At 43.9% G+C, this 24,594-nt stretch carries 22 protein-coding genes; 12 read left to right on the plus strand and 10 right to left on the minus strand.

Annotated elements, in window-relative coordinates; all coding sequences use genetic code 11:
• Position 1 precedes the first annotated feature (1 nt).
• Both R7P80_RS04910 and R7P80_RS04915 read right to left on the minus strand, forming a co-directional pair.
• Complete coding sequence (locus tag R7P80_RS04910; RefSeq protein WP_042522009.1) at positions 2-1,162, minus strand: ABC transporter substrate-binding protein; 1,161 nt, start codon at positions 1,160-1,162, stop codon at positions 2-4.
• 435 nt (positions 1,163-1,597) lie between these two features.
• Entirely contained in the window at positions 1,598-2,044 is a 447-nt protein-coding gene (locus R7P80_RS04915; protein ID WP_005378077.1) for an META domain-containing protein, read from the minus strand.
• Positions 2,045-2,228: 184 nt separating this feature from the next.
• Here R7P80_RS04915 and R7P80_RS04920 point away from each other — a divergent pair, with 184 nt between their 5' ends.
• Entirely contained in the window at positions 2,229-2,477 is a 249-nt protein-coding gene (locus tag R7P80_RS04920; protein WP_005378062.1) for a DUF1289 domain-containing protein, read from the plus strand.
• 135 nt (positions 2,478-2,612) lie between these two features.
• Here the strand turns inward: R7P80_RS04920 and R7P80_RS04925 are convergent, their stop codons facing one another.
• Both R7P80_RS04925 and ushA read right to left on the minus strand, forming a co-directional pair.
• Complete coding sequence (locus R7P80_RS04925) at positions 2,613-2,834, minus strand: hypothetical protein (RefSeq protein WP_005386686.1); 222 nt, start codon at positions 2,832-2,834, stop codon at positions 2,613-2,615.
• 415 nt (positions 2,835-3,249) lie between these two features.
• Positions 3,250-4,938 (minus strand): bifunctional UDP-sugar hydrolase/5'-nucleotidase UshA, encoded by a 1,689-nt coding sequence (gene ushA, locus R7P80_RS04930; protein WP_017820852.1) that lies wholly within the window; start codon positions 4,936-4,938, stop codon positions 3,250-3,252.
• Positions 4,939-5,690: 752 nt separating this feature from the next.
• Between ushA and R7P80_RS04935 the strand changes: the two genes are divergently transcribed.
• Positions 5,691-6,206, plus strand: coding sequence for a GNAT family N-acetyltransferase (locus R7P80_RS04935; RefSeq protein ID WP_017634886.1), 516 nt, complete (start codon positions 5,691-5,693; stop codon positions 6,204-6,206).
• Between the two features lie 147 nt (positions 6,207-6,353).
• Here R7P80_RS04935 and rplY read toward each other — a convergent pair whose 3' ends face one another.
• From rplY to R7P80_RS04960, 5 genes are all read right to left on the minus strand, one after another.
• Positions 6,354-6,632 (minus strand): 50S ribosomal protein L25, encoded by a 279-nt coding sequence (rplY, locus tag R7P80_RS04940; RefSeq protein WP_005378066.1) that lies wholly within the window; start codon positions 6,630-6,632, stop codon positions 6,354-6,356.
• Between the two features lie 283 nt (positions 6,633-6,915).
• On the minus strand, positions 6,916-8,265 hold the full coding sequence (locus R7P80_RS04945; protein ID WP_005378071.1) for an ATP-binding protein: 1,350 nt from the start codon (positions 8,263-8,265) through the stop codon (positions 6,916-6,918).
• Entirely contained in the window at positions 8,255-8,914 is a 660-nt protein-coding gene (locus tag R7P80_RS04950; RefSeq protein ID WP_005378073.1) for a response regulator transcription factor, read from the minus strand. Before R7P80_RS04950 ends, R7P80_RS04945 begins: the two co-directional genes overlap by 11 nt.
• A gap of 76 nt (positions 8,915-8,990) precedes the next feature.
• Positions 8,991-9,356, minus strand: coding sequence for a PepSY domain-containing protein (locus tag R7P80_RS04955; protein WP_372008595.1), 366 nt, complete (start codon positions 9,354-9,356; stop codon positions 8,991-8,993).
• Positions 9,357-9,511: 155 nt separating this feature from the next.
• On the minus strand, positions 9,512-11,263 hold the full coding sequence (locus tag R7P80_RS04960; RefSeq protein ID WP_186584329.1) for a DEAD/DEAH box helicase: 1,752 nt from the start codon (positions 11,261-11,263) through the stop codon (positions 9,512-9,514).
• A 121-nt stretch (positions 11,264-11,384) separates the two neighbouring features.
• Between R7P80_RS04960 and rsuA the strand changes: the two genes are divergently transcribed.
• From rsuA to R7P80_RS04980, 4 genes are all read left to right on the plus strand, one after another.
• Positions 11,385-12,086: a 16S rRNA pseudouridine(516) synthase RsuA gene (gene rsuA / locus R7P80_RS04965; RefSeq protein WP_005378059.1), complete on the plus strand. Its 702-nt coding sequence runs from the start codon at positions 11,385-11,387 to the stop codon at positions 12,084-12,086.
• Between the two features lie 146 nt (positions 12,087-12,232).
• Positions 12,233-12,526 (plus strand): hypothetical protein, encoded by a 294-nt coding sequence (locus tag R7P80_RS04970; RefSeq protein WP_005378057.1) that lies wholly within the window; start codon positions 12,233-12,235, stop codon positions 12,524-12,526.
• A complete protein-coding gene (locus tag R7P80_RS04975) occupies positions 12,523-13,725 on the plus strand; it encodes a Bcr/CflA family multidrug efflux MFS transporter (protein ID WP_017820848.1) in 1,203 nt (400 codons plus the stop codon). Before R7P80_RS04970 ends, R7P80_RS04975 begins: the two co-directional genes overlap by 4 nt.
• The gene (locus R7P80_RS04980) at positions 13,725-14,387 is read left to right on the plus strand and encodes a DUF2913 family protein (RefSeq protein WP_005378053.1); all 663 of its coding nucleotides are present in this window, start codon (positions 13,725-13,727) and stop codon (positions 14,385-14,387) included. The genes R7P80_RS04975 and R7P80_RS04980 overlap by 1 nt, the downstream gene beginning before the upstream one ends.
• A gap of 30 nt (positions 14,388-14,417) precedes the next feature.
• Here R7P80_RS04980 and R7P80_RS04985 read toward each other — a convergent pair whose 3' ends face one another.
• Positions 14,418-15,869 (minus strand): DUF2867 domain-containing protein, encoded by a 1,452-nt coding sequence (locus R7P80_RS04985; protein WP_042522001.1) that lies wholly within the window; start codon positions 15,867-15,869, stop codon positions 14,418-14,420.
• Between the two features lie 94 nt (positions 15,870-15,963).
• Between R7P80_RS04985 and R7P80_RS04990 the strand changes: the two genes are divergently transcribed.
• From R7P80_RS04990 to R7P80_RS05015, 6 genes are all read left to right on the plus strand, one after another.
• On the plus strand, positions 15,964-17,340 hold the full coding sequence (locus R7P80_RS04990) for an MATE family efflux transporter (protein WP_017820846.1): 1,377 nt from the start codon (positions 15,964-15,966) through the stop codon (positions 17,338-17,340).
• 187 nt (positions 17,341-17,527) lie between these two features.
• Entirely contained in the window at positions 17,528-18,199 is a 672-nt protein-coding gene (locus R7P80_RS04995; protein ID WP_005378040.1) for an ABC transporter ATP-binding protein, read from the plus strand.
• Positions 18,180-20,633 carry an ABC transporter permease gene (locus R7P80_RS05000; RefSeq protein ID WP_005378038.1) on the plus strand — a complete coding sequence of 818 codons (2,454 nt, stop codon included), beginning with the start codon at positions 18,180-18,182 and terminating at the stop codon, positions 20,631-20,633. Before R7P80_RS04995 ends, R7P80_RS05000 begins: the two co-directional genes overlap by 20 nt.
• Entirely contained in the window at positions 20,633-21,757 is a 1,125-nt protein-coding gene (locus R7P80_RS05005; RefSeq protein ID WP_225491455.1) for a lipocalin-like domain-containing protein, read from the plus strand. Before R7P80_RS05000 ends, R7P80_RS05005 begins: the two co-directional genes overlap by 1 nt.
• Before the next feature lie 330 nt (positions 21,758-22,087).
• Positions 22,088-23,239 (plus strand): Na+/H+ antiporter NhaA, encoded by a 1,152-nt coding sequence (nhaA, locus tag R7P80_RS05010; RefSeq protein WP_005378034.1) that lies wholly within the window; start codon positions 22,088-22,090, stop codon positions 23,237-23,239.
• A 717-nt stretch (positions 23,240-23,956) separates the two neighbouring features.
• Positions 23,957-24,592 carry a TetR/AcrR family transcriptional regulator gene (locus R7P80_RS05015; protein WP_005378033.1) on the plus strand — a complete coding sequence of 212 codons (636 nt, stop codon included), beginning with the start codon at positions 23,957-23,959 and terminating at the stop codon, positions 24,590-24,592.
• The last annotated feature ends 2 nt before the right edge of the window (positions 24,593-24,594 follow it).

Consider the following 24,594-nt stretch of genomic DNA (forward strand, 5'->3'; position numbering starts at 1 on the left):
ACTAATTCCCGTAGCGTTTCAACCATTCTTTTTCCAACGCCGCTTGCCAACTTGGATGTGGCTCAGCGATAGATTTGAATTGTTGAGTGTTTTTGGCCGAACCAGTTAGGTATTGGTTGCTTAGTACCGAAGGGTCGCCCCAGATGTTTAGGTTACCTTTGCGAGACTGTGCTTCAGGGCTCAATAAAAAGTTTATCGCAACTTGTGCACCAGCACTGGCATTTGCGTTCCAAGGAATCGCTAAAAAGTGGATATTTGAGAGTGCTCCTGCGTCCATTGCGTACGCTTTGGTGCTCTCTGCAAGATTACCGCTCGACTGCGCAGAGAAAACCGCGTTCGGGTTAAAGGTAATCGCCAGGTCAGTCTGACCATCATCTAGTAGCTGAAGGGTTTCTGCTGTACCGCCTGGAAACTGCTTACCACCGCGCCAAGCGACTTTATGGAACTCATCTAGATAAGACCACAGCGGTTGAGTGACTTGCTCAAACGTGTCATCGGTAACTGGTTGTTGCAGCTCAGGGGCGTTGTTAGACAGTTCAATGAGTAATGCTTTGATAAAGCTTGTGCCATGAAACTCTGGTGGTCGAGGGTAAGTCAGGCGATTCGGGAACGCTTTTGCATAGCTCAGCATTTCTGCGAATGATTTTGGAGGGTTATGGAGGGTTTGCTCGTCATGGATAAACACTAATTGTCCTACTCCCCAAGGTGCTTCTAGACCTTCTGTTGGCTCGGAGAAGTCCACATCAATTGGTAGAGATTTATCCACATATTGCCAGCTTGGCAAACCTTCGACAAAAGGACCAAATAGCAATTGGTTATCCTTCATTGATTTGAAGTTTTCGCCATTGATCCAAACCATATCAACACTGCCACCGCTGTTTTTACCTGCCGCTTTTTCTGCGATAAGTCGAGTAGTGGTCTCAGAAATATCAGTTACTTTAACGTGGTTTAGCGTCACGTTATAACGTGATTTTAGCTCTCTACTCGCCCACTGTATGTAGCGATTAATTTCTTGGCTTCCGCCCCAAGCATGAAAGTAGACGGATTGCCCGTCGGCTTGTTGTTCGATTTTTTGCCATTCGCTATTCACTGATGAATCGGCAAAAGAAGGTGTCGCAAAAGTCGTGGCTAAAATGCCAATGCTGCTGAGTAGCTTTTTCATATCTATTCCGTGTTATGTCTTTTGGTGCTTGCTTTCGTTTCTATTGACGTTTTCGCAAGTCGTTCCGCTCTGTTACAAGGATAGTAATTCATCTCTCTCTATTATCAATGCCAATCCCAAACGGAATCACTCATTGATTCAAAGAATTACTCTCAATGTGAAGCAAAACGAATAAAGGACAAATTTGGTGTCATTTTAGGAGCGGACCGTTTGTTTGAGGATATTCTTTCAAGTAATTGAAAATTATCGTCCCCAGAGATATGAATAGGTTGTTTTACAGAGCAAAATTGATGTCTAAAGCATGGAATTGAGGGCGAAAAGAGAAAGAAAGTTGGCCATTTAAATGACTTTAGCATGCATGACTAACGATTCATCGATATAAAAAAAGCAGCCGTTTGGCTGCTTTAAGATACTATCTGGTTTACTTAGTTGGGATTAGTTTACCCAGTCACGTAGTGTAAACGTCAATTCGTGATCGGCACTTTTCAGAACAAGACCATCTTTAGTTAGCGTGATATCGCTCCAGTTAGATAGTGTTTGTGTCATTGCGTTTTCGATCTTCATTTGATCTTCCATACACATCTTCATGGTCATGCCCATTTTTTCGATGCGTAGTTGGTTGTTTTTCAACTCGGCTTGACCGAAGAAGTTGTTACAACCTGCGTTGCCGTTTGCGGTTAGATTTTCACCGATTTCTAGGCGAGCCGCTTTTTGGTGTTCGTCTAGAACGATATTTTTGCCATCAACTTGAACAAGTTCCCAGTTGTGGTGCTGCAAATCTTGAGCCGTTATTTCTTTCACATCATCACCGTTGCTAGCACAAGCAGTCATAAGAACAGGGAGAGAGATTGCTGTAACTAACGTTTTTAGGCTAAGCTTCATTTTATAGACTCCGTTTTTATAAACGCGGTAAGTATAAGTAATAAAACACTGTTTTTGTCAGCATAAGGTTATGGTTTCGTATGTTTTTGACATAACGAAGTATATAGCAAGTTTTGTTGCTGACTAATCTTCTCATTATTTAAACTAGGCCAATACGCCCTAATATGGAAAGAGCGGTTTTAGTATGGAGCAACTGGAGTTTTTTACTGTCCCAAGCCCTTGTGTTGGAGTATGTACCTCCGATGAAAAAGGGTATTGCAAGGGGTGTATGAGAAAGAGAGAGGAAAGGTTTAATTGGCTTAACTTAACCCCCGCTCAGCAGTTGCACGTTATTAAGTTGTGTCGTCAAAGGTACAGAAGAAAGATGTTGGCCGGGAAGACGAAGCCAGAACAGCTTCAAGATGAGTCATCGCCTCAACAAGACTTATTCTAGAATTCTTGTTCAGTCTGTGGGGTTACGCCTTCGCTTTCGGTTCTGATTAGGCTTTTACATATTCCCGGTCCGGCAAGGTGTCCTTTAAGAACCGGGAATCTCCTATCCATTTTCCCTATAGAGCGGTAATTGGCGTTATTTCATCGACCAACGGTCGCTAACCCAGCCTCCCGCTTGTTCGTCGAAGTGATTTCCTGAAAATCGATGATTGAATTCAACATCTAATTTACTTGTTGGGCGTTCATCCATCAGTTGATGAATATATCTCGCCATAGGATCCGTACAAGCTTCACGCTCTCTACGGGTAACTACTTCTTTGATCATTTGGAGTCTGTAGCTATTGCTGGCTCGTTTCATTTTTGACCTCCAGAACTCGATGGCAGCAGTTTGAACACATTGACGTCCAGATCGCTGCTCATTAGTGTGCGCGTGGAGGCACATCACCATCGTTTGAAGTCCAAAGACAAATTGTTTGAGAGCAGTGTTTGTAACGCCATTCACATCTTTCTCAGAATCATTGACTGTGCGATTGAAAATGTTTCGCGAAATTTAGCCGATGAACCTGCATATTTAAAAGACCTTATCAAACATAGAAGCCCAACACAGGGGCGTCAATAACACAAATGAACAATTTTTGAACATATTGTGAAGGTGGAGAGTTTTCAGTAATTTATCGAAAATAAAAAACCGAAGCACAAAGCTTCGGTTTTAAGGAAAGCCCTGACGAAATTGCTTGTAAAAGCTCTTAGCGCCAGGGGTAAGGTGTTGAGTATTAGCTACCAGTTGCAGGACAACCTTTTACTGGTTGGCCATTACTGAAGTACTTGACGTTCTCTAAGTTCTTGTTGTAGTTATCCGCAGAGATTTGTGGGTTGTTTACGAAGAACTCGCGCAAAACGTATGCATCGGTTAGCTGTGTAGATTGAACATCGATGATTGGATAGTTATCGCCACCAGCAGCACTGAAGCTGATTACAGAGAATGTGTACGTTTCGTTTAGATCGAAGCCTTTATTGTTAATATCGGTAATGGTTACTGAGCCAGCATCACAGTTTACATCTAAAGTGATGTTATCTAGTTGAGCGTAAGCACCAGACCCTGCAGATTTCGTCGCAACCACGTCTAGGTATTCTTTAACTTCTTTACCTGTCATAGTTGCTTTAGTCACGAAGTTACCAAATGGCTGAACCGTTAGTACGTCACGGTAAGTGATATCACCATCTTGGATTGAATCACGCACGCCGCCAGAGTTCATCACACCAAAGTCAGCATTTACCGTTTTGTAAGTACGGTATGCCTCGCCGAGTAGGTGACCTAGGTTAGTTTGTTGAGAGCGAACTACGTTACGATCACCTTCTAACTTACCCGTCGTATTAGAAATCTTCTCATCTAATAACTCTTGACCTTGTTGTTGGTATGGCAGTAGTAACGCTTTTACTGTTGCATCTTGTTGAATTCGTTCACCGATAACTTCATCGTTTTCGTCTAGAAGGTTTACAGGAATCAGTGCGTAGTTCGCTAAGTGAAGCTTGCCGTCGTAGTATTCGAAGTCTGCACGACCCACATATTTACCCCACTCATGCGCTTGCATAATCCAAGTGCCTTTTTGTTGGTCTGGGGCACAATCATCCCCAGGTTTGAAATCAGCATACTCATTGGTACCTGGTTCCATACATACAGGGTTTTGCGAGTGACCACCGATGATAGCGTTTAGCTGTCCTTCTTCAAGAGAGCGAGCGAGTTTAACGTCACCTGGTGCTTCACTACCGTTTTTGCCGTCTTCGTAGTGACCCATGTGCGTCGTTGCAAATACTAGGTCTACCTTTTCGTTCTCTTCGATTTCCTTCAGTACCTTTTTGATTTCTACTTGAGGGTCTTCGAAGTGGATGTTTGATACGTTGTCTGGATTGACTAGCTTCGCAGTGTCTTGCGTTGTTAGACCAATAACAGCGATCTTAAGGCCGTTGATAGTAAATACTTTGTAAGGGTCGAAGTAACGCTCGTTTGTATCTTTTTTATAGATATTCGCAGCCAGCATAGGGAAGTCAGCTAGCTCGGCTTGCATATCGAGAATATCTAGTGAGTTATCAAATTCGTGGTTACCGACAGCCATTGCATCGTAACCAAGTAGGTTCATCCCTACGAAGTCTGGAACCGCATCTTGCATGTCTGATTCTGGTACACCGGTATTAATATCACCGCCAGATAGCAGAATGGTTTCACCGCCTTTTGCTTCGACTTCTGCGCGGATAGATTCGATTAAAGTGTGACGCGCAGCCATGCCGTATTCGCCGTCGCTGTTATGCCAAAAGCGACCATGGTTATCGTTAGTGTGGAGAACGGTGAACTTTGTACAAGAATCTGCAGTCTCGCAGGTTACTGGAGAATTGTCGCTGTCTGAGCCGCATCCTGCTAGCGCAGCGCCCACTGCCACTACCAAAAGAGATTTGGAAAACTTCATAAGGGATCCTTTCTTTGTGATTTTGTTATTGTTACGGCGTGAAATATACGGAATTAATGTGAAACTTTAGTGATCTATCTCTTATTTATACTTCTATCGGAGAAATGAATTAATAAGCCTGCAAACTACGTCTATAAATAAACAGAATTGGTATTTAGTATTTATTTTATATAGCTAGCTCTATTTTTTGTGAGGTAGTTAATTGAATGTGTGTTGTTTGTGTGAATCAATGCGCATTTTTGCGAAGTATTACGCTGATTTTGGTGATTATTTTGCCAAGTTTATGTTTTTCCTAATAGGTATGACACAAATCGTTATAAATTTTCGCTCTGATGATGAGGGGTGGCGGTTTGTATGCATAATGAACAGCACAGAGCTTAAACTCATTTGATCATGGCTTTATTCTGCCAAACTCTATCAAAAATTGTATTTATCTCTTTACTATAATTGCGATCGTTTAGAAACCTTATGCTTTAAGCATCGTTTATTTATCCTCATCCGATACCTTATCGTGCTTATTCCGCATTTGACACTCGAATGTTTAAACAAATAGATTCAACCTAATGAGTCAAAATGAAAAGTAAATAATGGATCATTCTTCTTCGAATATTATGATGTGAACTATCATTTAATTAATGAAAATGAAATGGATTAATGTAAAGCGTTGCGACTGTAGCTGTTATCTTTGAGCTTTGGTTTAAAGGGTAGGGTTAAAAGAATTTGTAAGTGGTGAACGCTAATAAAGGATGCTTATGAGATACACAGTAAGGGACGCACTCAAAAAGGAAGCAGCCCAAATCGCCAAGATACACGTTGATTCTTGGCAGGTGGCGTATAAAGGATTAATGCCAAAGAGCTACATAGAGCAGTTTACGATTGAGCGTCGAGAAAGGATGTGGGCGCGAGTGATGACGGAGCAACTGGCCCAATTGATCGTAGTTGAGAGGCAAGGAGAAATTGTTGGCTTTTTAAGTTACGAGTTACCTAACCACACCAGCGAAGATAAAACGGCATTAGTGACATGTTGCTACGTTACGCCGCTACATTATGGGCAAGGAGCAGGAAGTGCACTGTTAGATGAGTTAGAGACACGTTTGCTCTCTACGTCAGTTATGCAGATCAGTTTGAAAGCACTGGATACTAATCAACAGGGGCTTAACTTTTACAAGAAGTGTGGTTTTGTGCGTACTGGAGAGGAAGAGTCGGAAGTGATTGAGAGTATGACGCTGACCGATCTCACTTTAGTGAAGTATATTGCCCGTTCATAAATCAAATGCTATATGCCAAATATAGTAAAACCCCGGAGGTGGTAAGACTCCGGGGTTTTGAAATTTTGTAGATGTCTCGGTTGGTAAGTCCGATTATCTTTTATGCAAAAGGTTTGGATTTAATCCGATTAATTCCTTGGTAGGGAATTAGATACGGATGAAGTCCATGTGTTCAACTTTTGGCTTGAACGCGTGACGTTGAACGTCTTGTGGCTTAACTTTAACTTCTTTGCCATCGATAACTAGAACGATGCCTTCGTAGAATTCAGGCTTGTCCATTTGGTTTACGATGTCGTCGTGGTTAAGAACGATAGCTACTGCTGCTTCTTCACCGCCGTATACAACTGCAGGGAATTTGCCAGCGTGACGTAGGCGGCGGCTCGCACCTTTACCTAGTTCAGTACGTACTACTGCTTCGAATTTCATAGTATTTACTCTCAAATTAGTAAAAATCAAATGTTCACAATCAACAATGCGACCTTGTTGTTCGTGGTAAAGCTTGAAACAGGAACTGTTCAAGCGAGCGCGGATACTATCATTCCACTTATAAATGGGCAACCCAAATCGTATCCAAATCAACAAAAAGGTATGATTTAGCGGGGTGGAAGGCTATCCCTTTTAACGCTTTGCTTGGATTTTGTTCACATCGACTTCATTTTCATCGGTTTACTGATCAAGGTCCGAAGAACAAAGTTTACTGTTATATGCTTTATGTTCGGCTGAGATGTAAGACTAAAGATGCTTTTAATCCACCCAAAGCGCTTGTATCCAATGTTAATTGACCTCGGTAACTGTGTGCCATTTCACTGACTATGTTTAGACCAAGACCTGAGCCAGGGGTTGTTTCATCCAATCTAACTCCTCTCTTGATTACTTGACTCAGTTTCTCTTTAGGGATGCCTGGCCCATCATCTTCAATAATGATGTGTATATTTTCCTTATCCTGAGAGGAGTGCACACGAATCATGCTGTTGGCCCACTTATAGCCATTTTCTAGCAAGTTACCTAGCATTTCATCGAGATCGGTCTGCTCTACTGCTACATTCAGCTCTGAATCAAGTTCATTAATTAAGGTAATGCTTCGGCTCGCATACACTTTATCAAACGCCATTGAGATAGCATCCACACGATCTGCTGGGTTCGACTTCACTGATAATATGTTCATCGATCCGGCCATACGGGCACGACCCAAATGGTAATCGATATGGTCTTGTATTTGATTGATTGGAGCTCTGAGACGGGATTGTGCCTCAGGTTCTAACGTCTGAACTTCATTTTTTAGAACAGAAAGTGGCGTTTTAAGTGCATGAGATAGGTTACCTGCATGATTGCGAGCTCTCTCTAGTAATTCTTGGTAATGGAACAGCAGAGCGTTGAGGTCGAAGATTAGAGGAGAAATCTCTTTTGGGTAGGTTTCTTCTAGACTCTTTTTATTACCAGACTTCAGCTCGGCTAATTCTTTTTGTAGCTTTGTAAGCGGACTCAATGACCAAGCAATTTGCAGTAAAATGACGGTAAGTACGCCCGCGAATAATAAACCCAAAATAAGCCAAAGTTGGCCGATTAACGTTTGAAGGGTATTTTTAATGGGCTCTTCGTCAATACCAATAATAATGTGAATAGGACCATCGTAATCAGGAAGGTACAGTGCTTTTTCTAGCGTAATTAGTTTTTCGCCTCTTGCTCCATACGCATCTTTATCCAAACCTTTGTATTCGATTTTTTTGTCCCACAACGAACGAGAACGTTCGAGGCTTGCCTCTGTAGAGGCACTCCAATACAAACCACTGTAAGGTCGGTTAAATCGAGGGTCTGATAGCTGAGCTGCGAGTGAAAGATGCCCGGTGTTATCGACTTCTAACTGTGCTGCGACTTCATCCATAAAAATGCTGAGCTGTGAGCGAGTGTCATCAACCATATAGTTGTAGACCTGCGTCGGTATCGTCACACCAGCGGCGAGGATCATTGCCGTTAACCAAACGATCGCCGCTAAAACGAGGCGACTTTTGATACTCAGTCGTTTTATTGCGTTCAACGGTAGCCTGTTTCTATTCGGCATTTAATTGGTATCCCAACCCTCGGACAGTTTTGATGATCTTTGGTGCGATTTTTTTGCGAATTCGGCCGATAAAAACTTCGATTGTGTTGGAGTCACGATCAAAGTCTTGTTTGTAAATGTGCTCGACGAGTTCGGTTCGAGAAATCACTTTTTCCGGGTTATGCATAAAGTAAGCGACCACTTTATACTCTAGCGCCGTCAAGCTTACCGCTTGACCTTGCCACATGACTTTAGAAGTGCGTGTATCCAAGCTCAAGTCGCCAATTTGCATCACAGGAGAGGCATTACCAGAGGCTCTTCGAAGCTGTGCACGAATACGAGCGATAAGCTCAACCATTTCAAATGGTTTAGTTAGGTAATCGTCTGCACCTGCGTTTAAGCCTTCAACTCGCTGCGTTAGGGTGTCGCGAGCGCTTAGAATCACGACAGGAGTATTAATGTTTTCATCTCTGATGCCTTTTAGGACGGTAAGACCATCCAGTTTTGGCAAGCCGAGGTCAAGAACAATGGCGTCCCATTCTTCCGAAGTCGCGCGATACAGAGCGTCTATGCCATCTTGGGACAATTCTGGTACCCAGCCGGTACTTTCTAATGTTTCGATGATTTGCTCGCCTAAACGAGGATCATCTTCAACAACAAGTATTTTCATATTGATGATTCTTATTATGTTTGGATTTTTATCGAAGTAAGCTACGCATCGTGTCTGGATGACGCATTAGACAAGTTTAGTTGTTTTGCGGCTTTAACGCTTTGTTAAAGCTGCGACCTTTGATCTCAAGCATTTCTAGCGTGGCGGCGTCGTACTCAACTTTCAGGACGCTGTTGTTGTACAGAATTTTCAATTCATACACCCAAGCATCATCATCTTCTTCAAGCTCGACCTTGATGATGCGGCCGTATAGGTCGTTTTCTACTGCGGCGTAAAGTTCCGAAAATGGTCGTATATATCCTTGTTGAACCGCGCGATAGACCTCATCTTGATCTTCATCGAATTCGATACGTGTTCCTGGCTTTTCGACATCTTGCACGATGGCGTGGCCATTTTGTGATGTGTACTCGTTGCCATGCTTGGCAAAACTTGGTGCACACATGAATGTCGTGATAAGGCCGAAAAGTAACGCAGAATGTAGAGAAGTCGTTGCTTTATACATAGTCAAACCTTTTCTGGAGCGTTAGCCGCAGTATATCGGAGATAGATGAACAGAGAGTGAATCAGCTAATTAAGTTTTGCCATGTGTTGTCGATGTTATTTCAACTCATCTTCAAAAATTTTATCTCGCAGCTTCCAAAAGCGACCAGATTTTCTAGCAATAACAAACTGAGGCAAACGGAAACGATGTTGATTAGCGACAACGCGTGTCGGTGAAGCCTCTTCAAAAGGGCGATGCTTGTCTGCTAAGTGGGGGCGTACGAACTGATCTTTAAACGTTTGTTTTTGTTTTTTGGTACTCAATGTCCAAAACTCATGAACTAACGCATTGCCTTCGCCTTGGTATGGTTCACCAGAATACGTCACCTTTAGCTGAGATTTACCATCACTGGACTTAAATACAGATAGGTCCATTTCTGTGCATTCAAAGATTAATGCATCTTTGAGATTAAGGGCTTCTTTTAGCTTTTTATCTGGGTCTACGAGCGTCGCATCACACTCATGACAAATTCGTGCAGCGATATCGTTGTCCGCACCACATTCACCGCAGTATTTGGCACGAAAACGGTAGCCACAGTGTTCACGTTCGCCTGTGTCTTCATCTTCAAAGTAACCTTGGCAACGTCTGCCAAAATGTTCAACCAAGAAACCGTTACTATCCAACTTACCCCAGAAGTTGTTATTGAATCCGCAAGCCGGGCAAGGAATCGTGATAATTTCACTGTCAGAGTCTGGTTTGGGATCACCGACTTCAGGTTGGTATAAATCGTAGCTGTTGCCTGCGTAATCAAGCACTAAACATTCTGATTTTCCGTCTGATAAGCGTAATCCTCGTCCTACTATCTGTTGGTACAGACTGACTGACTCTGTTGGTCGCAAAATCGCGATTAAATCGACATGCGGCGCATCAAACCCGGTTGTCAGTACCGAAACATTGACTAAGTATTTTATTTGACGATTCTTGAACGCTTGGATGATCGCATCGCGCTCCGGCGTAGGTGTATCACCAATGACGATTTCAGTTTCGCCTTCTGGCAATAAACTGTGTATCTCCTGTGCGTGTCGAACAGTTGCAGCGAAGATCATGACACCTTGACGCTCTTTCGCATATTGCATGATTTGCTCAACAATTTGTGGAGTCGCACGTTTGGCTTTATCGATCACCATGTCCATTTCTGTTTCTTTGTAGCGTCCGGTGTTAGCGGGCTTCAGCTGAGAGAAGTCGTAAGACAAAACGGGCGCATCCATCATGCGGGCTGGAGTGAGGAAGTTTTCGTCGAGCAAGTAACGGATCGGCAGTTCGAAAATACAATCGCGGAAGAATCGAGGCTCTTCGGTTCGCACTTGACCTCGGGTGTGATACTGATAAATCCAGCCCATTCCTAAACGATAGGGCGTTGCAGTTAGTCCCAGCACCTTAATGCCAGGGTTCAGTTCTCGTAAGTGAGTAATAACTTTTTGGTAGCTGCTGTTTTTGTCATCTGGCACACGATGGCACTCATCAATAACGAGCAGAGAAAACTGGTTTTTGAACGAATCTAAGTTACGTACGACCGATTGAACCGAAGCAAACACGACTTGCTGGTCAGTTTCTTTTCGTCCCAATCCTGCTGAGAAGATAGAACCTTTTAAACCATAACCTTCATACTTCGCGTGGTTTTGCTCGACCAGTTCTTTTACGTGGGCGAGGACTAACACTCGTCCTTTCGCAAGGCGAGCAAGTTCTGCGATCACCAAGCTTTTTCCTGCACCGGTTGGCAGCACGATCACTGCTGGTGTCGAGTGTTTACGAAAGTAATGAATAACGGCTTTAACCGAGTCGGCTTGATAAGGACGAAGTGTGTACATGAAAATATGTGAAATTGCTCAACTATTCGAACGAGGAACGCTATAATACCTGACTTTTATACCCAAGTGACCTTTAAACCAAGATTTAGAGATCACTTGGGTATAATTCAATGAGGTATTCATGCGTTTAGATAAATATTTGTGTGACGCTCTGGGTGCAACACGCAAACAGGCAACAAAGATCATCAAAAGTGGAGACATCACCGTTGACGGTGAGGTTCAAAAAAGTGGTGCATTTAAAGTACCTAAAGGTGCGGAAGTGATGTGGGAAGACCGTGTTATTGGTGCTCCTGGTCCTCGTTACATTATGTTGTATAAGCCTGCTGACTTTGTTTGTTCACATGAAGATGGCTACAACCAAACTGCATTCGCATTGCTTGATGAGCCTAAAATTGAAAACCTTCACTTTGCGGGCCGATTAGATGTCGACACAACTGGTTTAGTATTGATTACGGATGATGGTAAGTGGTCTCATCGTATTACCTCACCTAAGCATAAGTGTGAGAAAACGTACCGTGTTTGGCTCGTCGATGCTATTCAGCCAGATTACGCGGAAAAGCTCGAACAAGGCATCATTTTGCGCAATGAATCAGAAGCAACATTGCCTGCTCGTTTGGAAATCGTGAACGAGGCTGAGAATGAAGTATTGTTAACTATCGTGGAAGGTAAGTATCACCAAGTGAAACGTATGTTCGCGGCGTTAGGAAATAAAGTTGAGTACTTACATCGTGAGCGTATTGGTTCTATCGAACTTGATGAGGCACTAGAACCAGGTGATTATCGCCACCTCACGCAAGAAGAAATTGATTCTATTTGGAATTAATTGTCGGCATGGGAAATTCTTTAGTTCCTAATAGGAACTAGTCTTTTGGTAGGAATTGGCTCAAAATAAATTTTCCTACCAAAATTAGTGCCTAGACAATTCCGGTGTGCTTACTCATCTCAGTGATATGCCTTTGCATTTAGCTGATGCATGCATACTCTTATTGCAAAGCCTTCGGCTACGGTGAATGGAATGATGGTGTCAACGCCATCATTTTTACTGCATTGTGTTTGTTTCCCATAAACACATTTCGCTTTCACATGCTTTTCTATGTCGAGTTCGTCAAGGTCACACCTTGGTACATATTTGCCCTTATGATTCTCGAACGTTGGATAGAACAGGTTTTTGGCTTCTACATTCAGCGATATGAGAACTTCCGTTATTTTCACTTTGTTCTGCAAGTATTGACGGTAGGGCTCCAACAAGAGGTAAAAGAATGACAGAAAAAGCTCAAAGTGCTCCGCAATCCCAAATCAGTTTTCTATTGTTTCTGGTACTAGGAGCGATTGGTGCTTTGACGCCTTTGGCGATCGATATGTATTTGCCTGCGATGCCGACAATAGCGAAAGATTTGGGGGTCGCGCCTGGCGCGGTTCAGATTACGTTGACGGCTTATACCGCGGGTTTTGCGATCGGCCAGTTAATTCACGGGCCGCTTGCCGATAGCTTTGGTCGCAGACCTGTGTTGATTTTAGGCGTACTTTTCTTCGGCTTGGCTGCTGTTGTGAGTGCGACAACAAATGGCATTGATGCGCTGACCTATGTACGTACGGCACAAGGTTTTGCTGGCGCGGCAGCGGCGGTCATTATCCAAGCCGTCGTGCGTGACATGTTTGACCGTGAAGACTTTGCACGCGCAATGTCCTTCGTTACTCTGGTCATTACTATTGCGCCGTTGGTGGCACCGATGATCGGTGGCCATCTCGCGATTTGGTTTGGTTGGCGTTCCATTTTTTGGGTACTAGCTATTTTCGCTGTAGTTGTGATTTTTCTCGTACTTTGGAAAATCCCTGAAACGTTACAGCCTGAAAATCGTCAGCCTCTTCGTTTCCGCACGACGCTGAGAAACTACGCCAGATTATGCTCCAATCCTGAAGCGATCGGTTTGATGCTCTCAGGTGCGTTTTCATTTTCCGGAATGTTTGCATTTTTGACGGCGGGTTCGTTTGTTTATATTGATTTATATGGTGTTCGACCAGACCACTTTGGTTACCTATTTGGTTTGAACATTGTGGCGATGATCATCATGACCAGTATTAATGGTCGCTTGGTGAAGAAAGTGGGTTCCCATGCCATGCTTCGTTTTGGGTTGTTCGTGCAACTTTTGGCGGGGATTGGTTTATTCGTAAGTTGGTTAATGGACTTCGGATTATGGGGCATTGTGCCTTTTGTTGTGCTGTTTATCGGTACATTGTCGACGATAGGTAGTAACGCGATGGCGCTGCTTTTAAGTGGTTACCCATCAATGGCGGGTACGGCGTCGTCTCTAGCGGGGACATTAAGATTCGGTATCGGTTCATTGGTTGGTGCGCTGGTGGCATCACTGCCCGGGAATGTTGCTTGGCCGATGATCATCGTGATGTTTGCTTGTTCTGTGCTTTCAGCACTGTTTTATTGGACTTTAGGAAGAAAGGCGTAATGTCGAATTACACCAAAGAAATTCAAAACTTGGTTAACTCAGCACTTGAAGAGTTAGATCAAGAGCATCGCTCAGGTAAGTTAGCCAATGCCCCTGTTGCGAATAACCATTATTTAGTACGTTGGGTAACAAAGGCGCTAAAATCACAACGTTTCGGACGTACGGTAGGCGATGACTTAACGCGTTGGCAAAAAGCAGGTCGCTCAAAGGGGAACGATGCTGGTTTGTTGTTTATCTTTAAACGTATTTCTGCTTTTTATGCGCAATTCTTCCCTGAAGGTGAAGACTCCAAAGTGTTCAAAGATTCAGATATTGAGTCTTTTCTTGATTTGATGGAGCAAGCAGGCTGGGAAGTCTCAACGTCTGAGCAACTGATTGGGTGCGGCAAAGTACAAATCTTCACTGAAGGTCAAAACTCTTTAGCGTTATGTGCAGACCAATGCGAAAGCTGTTTTGATGGCGAGTTGCTCGTAAAGCCAATGAGTTGGTTTGTACGTGGCAATCATGCTGAGTTTGTTGAGAAAGCAGCGCAAGCGGGCTTTATGGTACATAAGGTAACAGACTACAAATCGATGGTGAAATACCATGGCGAGTACCTTATTTTTCCAGCAAACGAAGGCAACCAGTTAGCCGAAATTCCACTCTCGTTCAAAGCTGACTAAAGTGACATTTTGAGTGTTTAGAAGCCCCTGTTATTGGGGCTTTTTGTTTTCTAAACGGTTTGCTTCTTTCGCGATGGCTTTGACCATGCCTTTAAATATGAAAAGATGGGCTGGCATCATTGCAAACCAATAAAGCAGCCCAAGAAACCCTTGCGGGTGCCACCAGGCGGTAATATCCAATTCTCGTTCGTCACCGAGATCTTTGATGGTAATTTCTAAACGCCCAAGGCCTGGGCCTTTCATACCAAAAAACAGTGAAAGAAACTGATTATTATCGCAGCGAATCACTTTCCAAGAGTCAATAAAATCACCGACTTTAAGCTCTGGTCCAGGAGGAGAAACGCGAATCGGTTTTCCGCCACCAAAAAAGATATCGAGCCATTCACGTGTACGCCACAAGATGTTGGCAAAGTAATAGCCTTTTTCGCGACTCCCGATCTTTTGCGCCACTTTCCATAATGCCGCAGCGGAGGCTTGAGTTTTAATGCTCGCTCCAGCTTGTTTTGGGTAATAGCCATATCCTGGTTGCCATCGACGAAGCGCTGCGGGTTCAAACCCCCAGACATTACTGCGTACAAATGTGCCTTCATCTTGAATGGTATCAGTTACCGCTTGCTCGTAGCTGATCAGCGTTTGAGGAAATCGTTCTTCAATCGCTTTGGAGTCTGCAATGTAGTCGTGCTCTAAGCCTGCAAGTAATGCTTTACCGATACTAGTTGGCACTGAGGTAACTAAACCTAGCCAGTACGATGCCATTTTCGGAGTAAGTAGCGGGGTCGACCACAACCGATACGGCTTGTTCGTGATTCGGCAAATGACCTTGAACTGCTCGCGGTAGCTAAGTGTATCTGGCCCTCCAACTTCATAAATTTCACTTTCTTCTGGATAGGGGGCTTCTGCTAACTTCAACAAATAGTGGTTGAGATTGGGCAAGGCGATAGGGTTCGCTTTTGAGTCGACCCATTTAGGCGCGATCAAAATAGGTAAGTTGTAGACAAAGTCACGCATGATTTCGAAAGCGGCAGAGCCGGGACCGATGATAACGCCAGCACGCAATTCAGTTACTGGAACACCAGACTGTCGAATTATTTTTCCCGTGGCTTTACGAGCGGCTAAATGGCGAGAGTTTCCGGTTTGAGGTTGAATGGCACTCAAATATACAACATGCTCGACGGAGCTTTGTTCCAACGCATATTTGAAGTTCAAAGCAAGGTTTAGTTCGTACTCAACAAAGTCATCACCTTGAGCCATCCCGTGCACGAGAAAAAAGACTAAATCAAAATCGTTCACTACAGCCTTCGTGGTCTCTGCGTCAGCCAAGTCGAGATACCTTAACGTTAAATTAGGGTGAGGCTGAGTTCTTGACTCTAAATAATCAATATGTCGCGCCGCTGCTGTGACGGCGTAACCTTTATCTAAAAGTAACGGAAGAAGTTGAGAGCCAATGTAACCCGAGGCGCCTAGCACCAACACCTTTTTCATTATCTGTCCTTTTATCGTTGGTGGAATAAACACCACAGAGTATAATCATGAGACACTTTCCCCATTCTATCAATAAGTTGTCGTTGGAGCGCTTGTGACTTTTCTTTCTCAACTCTCAATACACGCAGATAAAGCATTCTTACGTCGTTTATTTGCAATCGCGTTACCAATTACACTGCAAAGCATGATGTTTTCTAGCAGAAGCCTCGTCGATGTTCTTATGCTTGGTCAACTTGGTGAAGCTGAAATTGCCGCTGTTGGAGTTGCTGCGCGCGCGACTTTCGTCACCACCATCATGTTAGTTGGGGTGACAACGGGCGGTGCGTTGTTAACCGCTCAATATTGGGGGGCTGGCGATAAAGTTGGGGTGCGTCGCAGTACCGCTTTAACATGGATGATCGCAATGATGTTTGCTGCGATTGCTGTTGCTTTGTTTGTTGTTTTTCCACAACTCATCATGAGCTTGACTACCGATTCACAAGAAGTGATTGAATTAGGGGCCAGCTATCTCATTATTTCGTCGGTTAGCATGTTTGCTGTTGCATGTGTGGCCAGTATGTCGGTGGGCCTAAGGGCGATGCACCAACCAGGCTTAAGCACTTTTTTTAGTGGTATAGGCATTTTATCTAATGTTTTTCTTAACTGGGTTTTAATTTTTGGTCAATTAGGCTTTCCTGCTTTGGGTATTACGGGAGCAGCGATCGCAACGGTAATCAGTGGCGCGATCGAAGTAGGTTGCTTGTTTGGTTATCTATGGTTGAAAAAACACATAATCGCATTTGGCTGGGATGATATACGCGCAGGATTGGTCTTAGATAAAATTACGCGTTTCTTGAGCCTCTCTTTGCCAACCACATTTAACTTCTTGGCGTGGGCTGGTGGGTTGTTTGCTTATCACGCCATCATGGGGCAAGCAGGCGTGCAAGGTTTGGCGGCGCTTTCCGTAATGACACCTGTTGAGTCGATCGCATTGGCGATGATGATTGGTTTATCGAATGCGGCCGCAGTTCTAGTAGGGAACCAGCTCGGCGCTCGTAATTTTGAACCCGTTTATTATCAAGCATGGGCTACGGTCATTTTGAATGTGCTTATCGCATTTGTGGTCGCCGTCTTGTTGATAGTGTCAAATCAATGGATCCTTAATGCGTTTAGTGCACTGACAACGGACACTCGTGAGCTAGCTGAACAGTTTATGGTGATTCTTGCGTTGGGTGTCGTGCTACGCTCGGTGCCGATGATGGCTATTGTTGGTGTATTACGTGCGGGCGGTGATGTTAAGTTTTGTTTGTATCAAGACATCTTGGCGCAGTGGGTGATCGGGATTCCACTCGCAGCATTTGCAGCGATTTATCTCAATTGGGACCCACAATGGGTTTACTTACTCTTTTTGACGGAAGAAGTTGTGAAGTGGGCGATTTGCTTGCCAAGAATGGTTAGCCGAAAATGGATGAAAAACCTGATTGGCCAGTAAGGAGGAACAGAGTTTATTTTGGCTGCAAAAATCTGCTCAAAACGTCAACAAAATTAGCAACAGAAAGTGAATCGAGTTGCATTTGTACTTCCATAGTGTGATCAAGCATTCAAAATACTTTCTACTAACAGGATTTTAGTGTAGATTCTGATCCCAATTTTTAAACACCATCCGAGCGGCATAATCAATGTTAAAACTGTCAGACCTATGTAAAGGCTATGTAGACGGGGGAGAGTTTCACCCTGTATTACAAGGGGCAGAATTAACATTGCAGCAAGGTGACCAAGTCGCTCTGATGGGAGAAAGTGGTTCGGGTAAAAGTACTCTGCTGAATTTAATCGCCGGATTAGATACTGCCGACTCTGGTGAAGTGCAGTTTCCAAATTTTGCTATGCATGAAGCACCGGAGCATTTAAGAACCCTTTATCGCCGCAACAATATTGGTAATATCTTCCAACAATTCAACCTGCTTCCTACACTTAATATTGCCGACAATATTCGTTTTTGTCGTCAGTTAAAAGGTCTGCCGGAAGATAAAGAGTTGTGGCGTCAAATTCTTTCTGCTTTGGACTTAATGCCATTGCTAGGACGTTATCCGGAAGAGGCGTCTGGTGGTCAGCAACAACGTGCGGCGATTGCTCGCGCCCTTTATATGGAACCCAAAATCCTGCTTGCTGATGAGCCAACTGGTAGCCTAGACGAGCGAAACGCAGAAGCAGTAATGCGCTTATTAACGAGTCTCGCTCGCCAATTGGAGTGTACTTTGCTGTTAGTGACGCACAGTGAAAAAGTGGCCGCCCATATGGAAGGAAAGATTCGACTTCAAGGAGGGCAGTTACATGTTATGGCCCGTAGTTAAGGCACTACTCGGTCATTACCGTCGTTACCCTCTACAAATTATTCTTGTCTGGCTGGGATTAACTTTAGGCGTGTCCCTCCTTGTTGGTGTTACTTCTATCAACCAGCATGCAAAACAAAGTTATGCTACTGGGGAAAAGCTTTTCTCCAATCCTTTGCCATACCGAATCCGAACGAAGCACTCTGCCAATAAAATTCCTCAAGGTTTCTATATTCAGTTACGTCGAGCTGGGTTTAACCAATGTGCACCGTTTGACGTGCTTCATCTAGATGCCAAGACCGATATGAGCCTGATGTTGGTGGGGATAGATCCTGTCGCGATGATCCCACTACAACAAGGAAAATCGCTAGGTGAGATGCCTGTTTTATCTCTAATGAAGCCTCCTTATCCTATTCTTGTTAGTCAAGATTTGGCCGCTTACATGAGTTGGCAGGATGGGGACTTCATTGAGATGAATGACGGAAGCCGTCTTGGGCCTATTCAAGTAGATAAGGACAAGATGCTTTCGGGTACTCGGCTGGTTACTGATATATCGTTGTTGCGTATGCTCAAGCGGAGCTCAGGTTTGTCTGCGATTTCTTGTGGTGAAATGCCAGAGGAAAAGCTAATAGCACTGAAAAACATGCTGCCAAACGGAATGACGCTCGTTAGGAATACGCGTACAGAGCTTGAGTCGCTAACTAACGCATTCCATATGAATCTCACCGCGATGGGAATGCTGTCGTTTTTGGTCGGGTTGTTTATTTTTTATCAAGCGATGTCTCTGTCTTTCATCCAGCGACAACGTTTGGTAGGTATTTTGAGACAGACTGGTGTTAACGGAACACAGTTAGCGCAAGCTTTATTACTAGAGTTGTCTTTGCTCGTCTTTATTGCGTGGGCGTGTGGTAACTTTTTTGGCTTGATCTTAGCAAATGAACTTATCCCAGCAGTGTCTTCGAGCCTGAGTGATTTGTATGATGCCAACGTAGGCTTAACCATAGGATGGTCATGGCAATCTAGCTTATACAGTCTAATCATGGCAGCGATGGGTGCGTTGATATCGTGTCTGTGGCCATTAATCCGTTTGTTGAAGTCACAACCAATCCGCCTTTCTTCTCGACTGTCGCTAATGCGATTTGCTGGAAGAGAGTTCTCTTGGCAGGCGCTTGCGGCGTGTGCGTTTTGTGTCGCTGCAATAGCGGTATATCAGGCCCCGAAAACACAAGAAACCGGCTTTGCTATTATTGCTCTGATGTTGGTTAGTGTGGCGTTGTTTATGCCATTTATTATGTGGCATATGTTCCAAAGTTTTTCTTATACCATGCGATGGGTTCGTGTCCGTTGGTTTTTTGCTGATGCAGCAGCGAGCATGAGCTATCGCGGTGTGGCTACGATGGCGTTTATGTTAGCGCTGGCGGCAAACATTGGTGTAGAAACGATGGTCGGAAGCTTTCGAGATACAACCGATAAGTGGCTAAATCAGCGATTAGCGGCTGATGTGTACATCTATCCGACCAACAATTCAGCCGCTAGGATGAGCGCATGGCTCCAGAATCAGCCAGAGGTGAACTCGGTTTGGTGGCGCTGGGAAAAAGATATGCCGACCGAGCATGGTGCTCTGCAAGTTGTAAGTACGGGCTCTTCTGAAGGTGAGTTAGACTCACTTACCGTCAAGTTAGGTGTCCCAAATTACTGGTATCAACTGCACGCTACCAAGAGCTTAATGGTCAGTGAGTCGATGGCCTTGAAGCTGGATATCCGCCCTGGCGATTTCATTAACTTGCAAGAACCGCTTGGTGGTGATTGGCAAGTCGTAGGCGTTTACTACGATTATGGAAACCCATATAACCAGGTGATGATGTCGCACCGGAATTGGCTGTATGCATTTGCAGGTACGGGTAATGTTGGTCTTGGCGTAGTATTAAAAGATAACGTCAATGGAGAAGGGCTGAAAAATCGCTTAGAGAATGTATTCCGTCTTCCGCAAGATCGTGTGTTTGATAACGGTAATATTTATAGCCAAGCAATGAGAGTGTTTGATCATACCTTTGCTATAGCAGGAACCTTGGGCAATATCACGCTGATTATTGCCGTGTTTGGTTTATTCTTTGCGACGTTGGCAGGAGAACTTTCACGGCAGCGGCATTTTTCCTTATTAAGGTGCATGGGTGTGTCCGGAAAAGAACTTGTCGTATTAGGTGGTTTGCAGCTATTCGTCTTCGGAGCCATTTCTGCGATTATTGCAGTGCCGCTCGGCTTGGCGCTCGCACATTTGATCGTTGATATTATCATTAAGCAATCATTTGGCTGGTCTCTAGAGCTTCAAACGATTCCATGGGAGTATGCTCAAACCATTGCTTGGGCGATGCTTGCCATCATGGTTGCTGGCGCATTGCCAGTTATTAGAATGATCAAAAGTACACCGATGAAGTCATTAAGGGACGCGTTGTAATGAAAAAAGTGGGCTCTAAAAAACGCTTGTTGGTTTCAACGCTCATTGTTGTTACGTTCGCTTTTCTGACTGGGGCTGCTTTTTACTCAATTTTTTGGTTAGAGGCGACAGCAACACGAGAAAGCGAACTTGATTCTATCTTAACGCGTGAAAATCAAACGATTTTCGAGCCTGTACTACCTAATGAGCATGTCTCTTTACCCTCAGACTTTCGCTTTCATCCCGAGTATCAGCATGAATGGTGGCACTACTTTGCGAAACTAAAAGATGAGCAAGGCAAGATCTACAATGTTCAATGGAGCTATTTCAGGGTTGCGACGGACGAGCGAGAAACCAGCGGTTGGCAGAACCCTCAATTGTACATTTCACATGTTGTCGTCAGTCATGGCTCGCATGTATGGAAAGAGCAACGGGTAGCTAGAGGTGGGATAGGCCAAGCTGGTATGATCAATCGTCCTTTCAGGTTATGGATTGATAATTGGACTTGGCGATCACTCGGTGCGACGCCTTTCCCGGGTAACTTGAATGTGAATACTGATACGTTTGGACTTGAGCTCAATACCATGACAAACGGCCCCTTTGTCGTGAATGGAGACAAAGGTTTCCAAGTTAAACATGCGTTGCAATCTGTTGCTTCTTTCAGCTTCAGTGCTCCATTTTTAAAAGTAAAAGGCAGCTTAAGCTTAAATGGTAAGCGATTCTTAGTGACGGGTTCTGCTTGGGCGCAAAAAGAGTGGGGCAGCGGCTTAATTGGTGAGGGGCAACAAGGCTGGGATTGGTTTGTTTTCAATTTAGATGATGGTCGAGCATTAACTGTTAGCCGTTATCGTCACCATGGGCAAACACCGCACGTGTTTGGCACGTTGTCGACACGCTCAGGTAAAGTCATCAACCTCTCAGACGATGATATCAGTATCAAGCCAATGCAAGTGACCAGTTTATCCAATGGAAGAAGGTTACCTTTGCAATGGATTATCAATATTCCGAAGCATCAAATTAATTTGACTACCCGCATTATCAAGTCAGATATGTGGCTACCCTTTGTAATACCTTACTGGGAAGGGCCTACTTTAGCCTCCGGCTCCAATGAGGCTTGGGGCTTTATGCAGCTGACAGGCTATTGAGTTGTGAAGAAAACCACCCCCTACGGGTGGTTTTTTAGTGCGCGAAGCTTCCTAGCTTTTTCTCAAAAGTACGGGGTTATCATGATGGTACAAGCCGTGTTATGCTGATTTTCTCATCATCTTGATAAATATTTGGTGCGACAAAAACAAATACGATCTCCGATCAAAATTGAGTGTCATGTTGGAAAATACGATGTATAGTAAACTTAACATCGAAAAAACCGAAGTTTATACTCTGAAGAAGCGATTATTCTAAAGTTTTCGACAGCTATACACTCTTATCACTCTTTGTTAATCGTTTATTAAGATAATAAATATAAGGACGAAACCATGAACGATGTCATTCGTGACTTTTTCAAAATGGAATCAGCAGGTGGTATTCTTCTCGTAATCGCAGCGGCAATTGCGATGACCATTGCTAACTCACCGCTGGGCGAAACTTATCAATCTGTACTGCATACTTATGTATTCGGTATGTCAGTTTCTCACTGGATTAATGACGGCCTAATGGCTGTTTTCTTCTTACTTATTGGCCTTGAAGTGAAGCGAGAGCTACTTGAAGGAGCGCTAAAATCAAAAGAAACCGCAATTTTCCCTGCGATTGCAGCGGTTGGTGGTATGTTAGCCCCTGCTCTTATTTACGTTGCGTTTAATGCTAACGACCCAGAGGCGGTTTCTGGCTGGGCCATTCCAGCTGCGACGGATATTGCATTTGCTCTAGGTATCATGGCGCTACTAGGTAAGCGCGTACCAGTAAGCCTTAAAGTGTTTTTGTTAGCTCTCGCTATCATCGACGATTTAGGCGTGGTTGTTATTATTGCACTGTTTTACACAGGTGATCTTTCTAGCATGGCGCTGCTTGTTGGCTTCATCATGACTGGTGTCCTGTTCATGTTGAATGCGAAGGAAGTAACGAAACTGACGCCATACATGATAGTCGGCGCGATCTTATGGTTTGCGGTACTTAAATCTGGTGTTCACGCAACACTTGCAGGCGTAGTGATCGGCTTTGCTATTCCTCTTAAGGGTAAACAGGGCGAACATTCCCCACTTAAGCACATGGAGCACGCACTTCATCCATACGTGGCATTTGGTATCTTACCTCTATTCGCATTTGCAAATGCGGGGATTTCGCTAGAAGGCGTATCGATGTCAGGCCTAACTTCAATGCTGCCATTAGGTATTGCTTTGGGGCTACTGGTTGGTAAGCCTCTAGGTATCTTCACCTTTAGTTGGGCAGCTGTGAAAATGGGTGTAGCTAAGTTACCGGAAGGCATTAACTTCAAGCATATCTTTGCGGTCTCTGTGTTGTGTGGTATCGGTTTTACAATGTCTATATTCATTTCCTCTTTAGCGTTTGGAAATGTAAGCCCTGAGTTTGATACCTATGCTCGACTAGGTATCTTAATGGGCTCGACGACAGCCGCGTTACTTGGCTACGCGTTACTGCACTTTTCTTTGCCTAAGAAAGCGCAAGCGTAAGATACACACTGTTTAGTAAAGCCTCCCATTCGGGAGGCTTTTTTATGTCTGCAGATTGGCACATCAACCACTTCAGGGTGGTTACTTTTGTGACCAACTAAGGCCTAGCTTATGGAGATGGGGCAAATCATCGAAAGAGGCGCTTGGTAAATCTACAGGCGAAAAAAAGCCCAGCCGAAAATTTGACTGGGCGGATACAAACATAGGAGTTAATAAGAAAAAAGCAGCAACGTAACAATTAGATGGAAACAAGTTTGACGGCCAGTGAAACTTCAAATGCCCTAACTGTTACGTATATTCAGACCGAGCCTTTTCCAAACAGTTCCATTTTTTTTCAAAAAATTTCTACTTAATGCTTTCTAGCTTCTTACACACCCGAAAGTAATAGAAAAATCGAGATGGATTACCAACTTGGCGAAGTTACTAACTTCTGTGTTTCTCATTTTATCTCCCCTAGAACCGAAGATGTATTTCATACTCTCGTCGCTCACTCCAAGCCGCCAAGGCTATTGTTAGCATTTCAATTGCGATGGACTGAGAAGTTTGATCGTTTTCTTCTGACAAGCTTCACTGGAGTATTCGATTGAATTTCAAAAGATTAGATCACACCTTTTACTGTCTGGTCAGACCAATTGGTTAAAGTGTGATGTTAATCATTTGTTAATCTTAAGTTTCGGGAGTATATTTTCAAACAGTTGTTTAATACGAGTGATTAAAATGGCCCCGAGAACATCAACAAAAGAAAAAATACTCGATGTCGCAGAAGGACTCTTTGCTGAACATGGCTTTAATGATACTTCGCTAAGAACGATAACAGGTAAAGCTAACGTTAACTTAGCATCGGTAAACTATCACTTTGGCGATAAAAAAACGCTGGTTAGAGCGGTTTTAGATAGGTATTTAGAAGCACTAATGCCGAGCATTAAGACTTCATTAATTGAGTTAAACACGCGCGATAGCTACAACATGGACGATGTCTTTGAGTCATTGCGATTACCTTTACGTACATTAAATGATGTACGCCCAAATGGTACTGCGCTATTTATGTTGTTAATTGGCCGCGGTTATACAGACGTTCAAGGTCATCTACGCTGGTTCATTACCACCAGATACGAAGAGGTACTGAACCTTTTCACTTTCTCGATAATGAAGGCGAACCCGGAACTATGTGAAGAACAGTTGTTTTGGCGACTGCACTTCACGTTAGGAACCTGTGTATTTACGATGGCTTCAAGCCAGGCTCTTTCGGAGCTGGCAGAAAGTAAGTTTGAAAAGGAAGTCGATGTGAAATCTGTCGTCGATTTACTGATTCCATATTTGTCAGCAGGAATGTCAGCAAAGCAGTTGGCATAAGA

Origin of the sequence: Vibrio sp. 2092, assembly GCF_033339635.1 — a bacterium.
Classification (GTDB): domain Bacteria; phylum Pseudomonadota; class Gammaproteobacteria; order Enterobacterales; family Vibrionaceae; genus Vibrio; species Vibrio alginolyticus.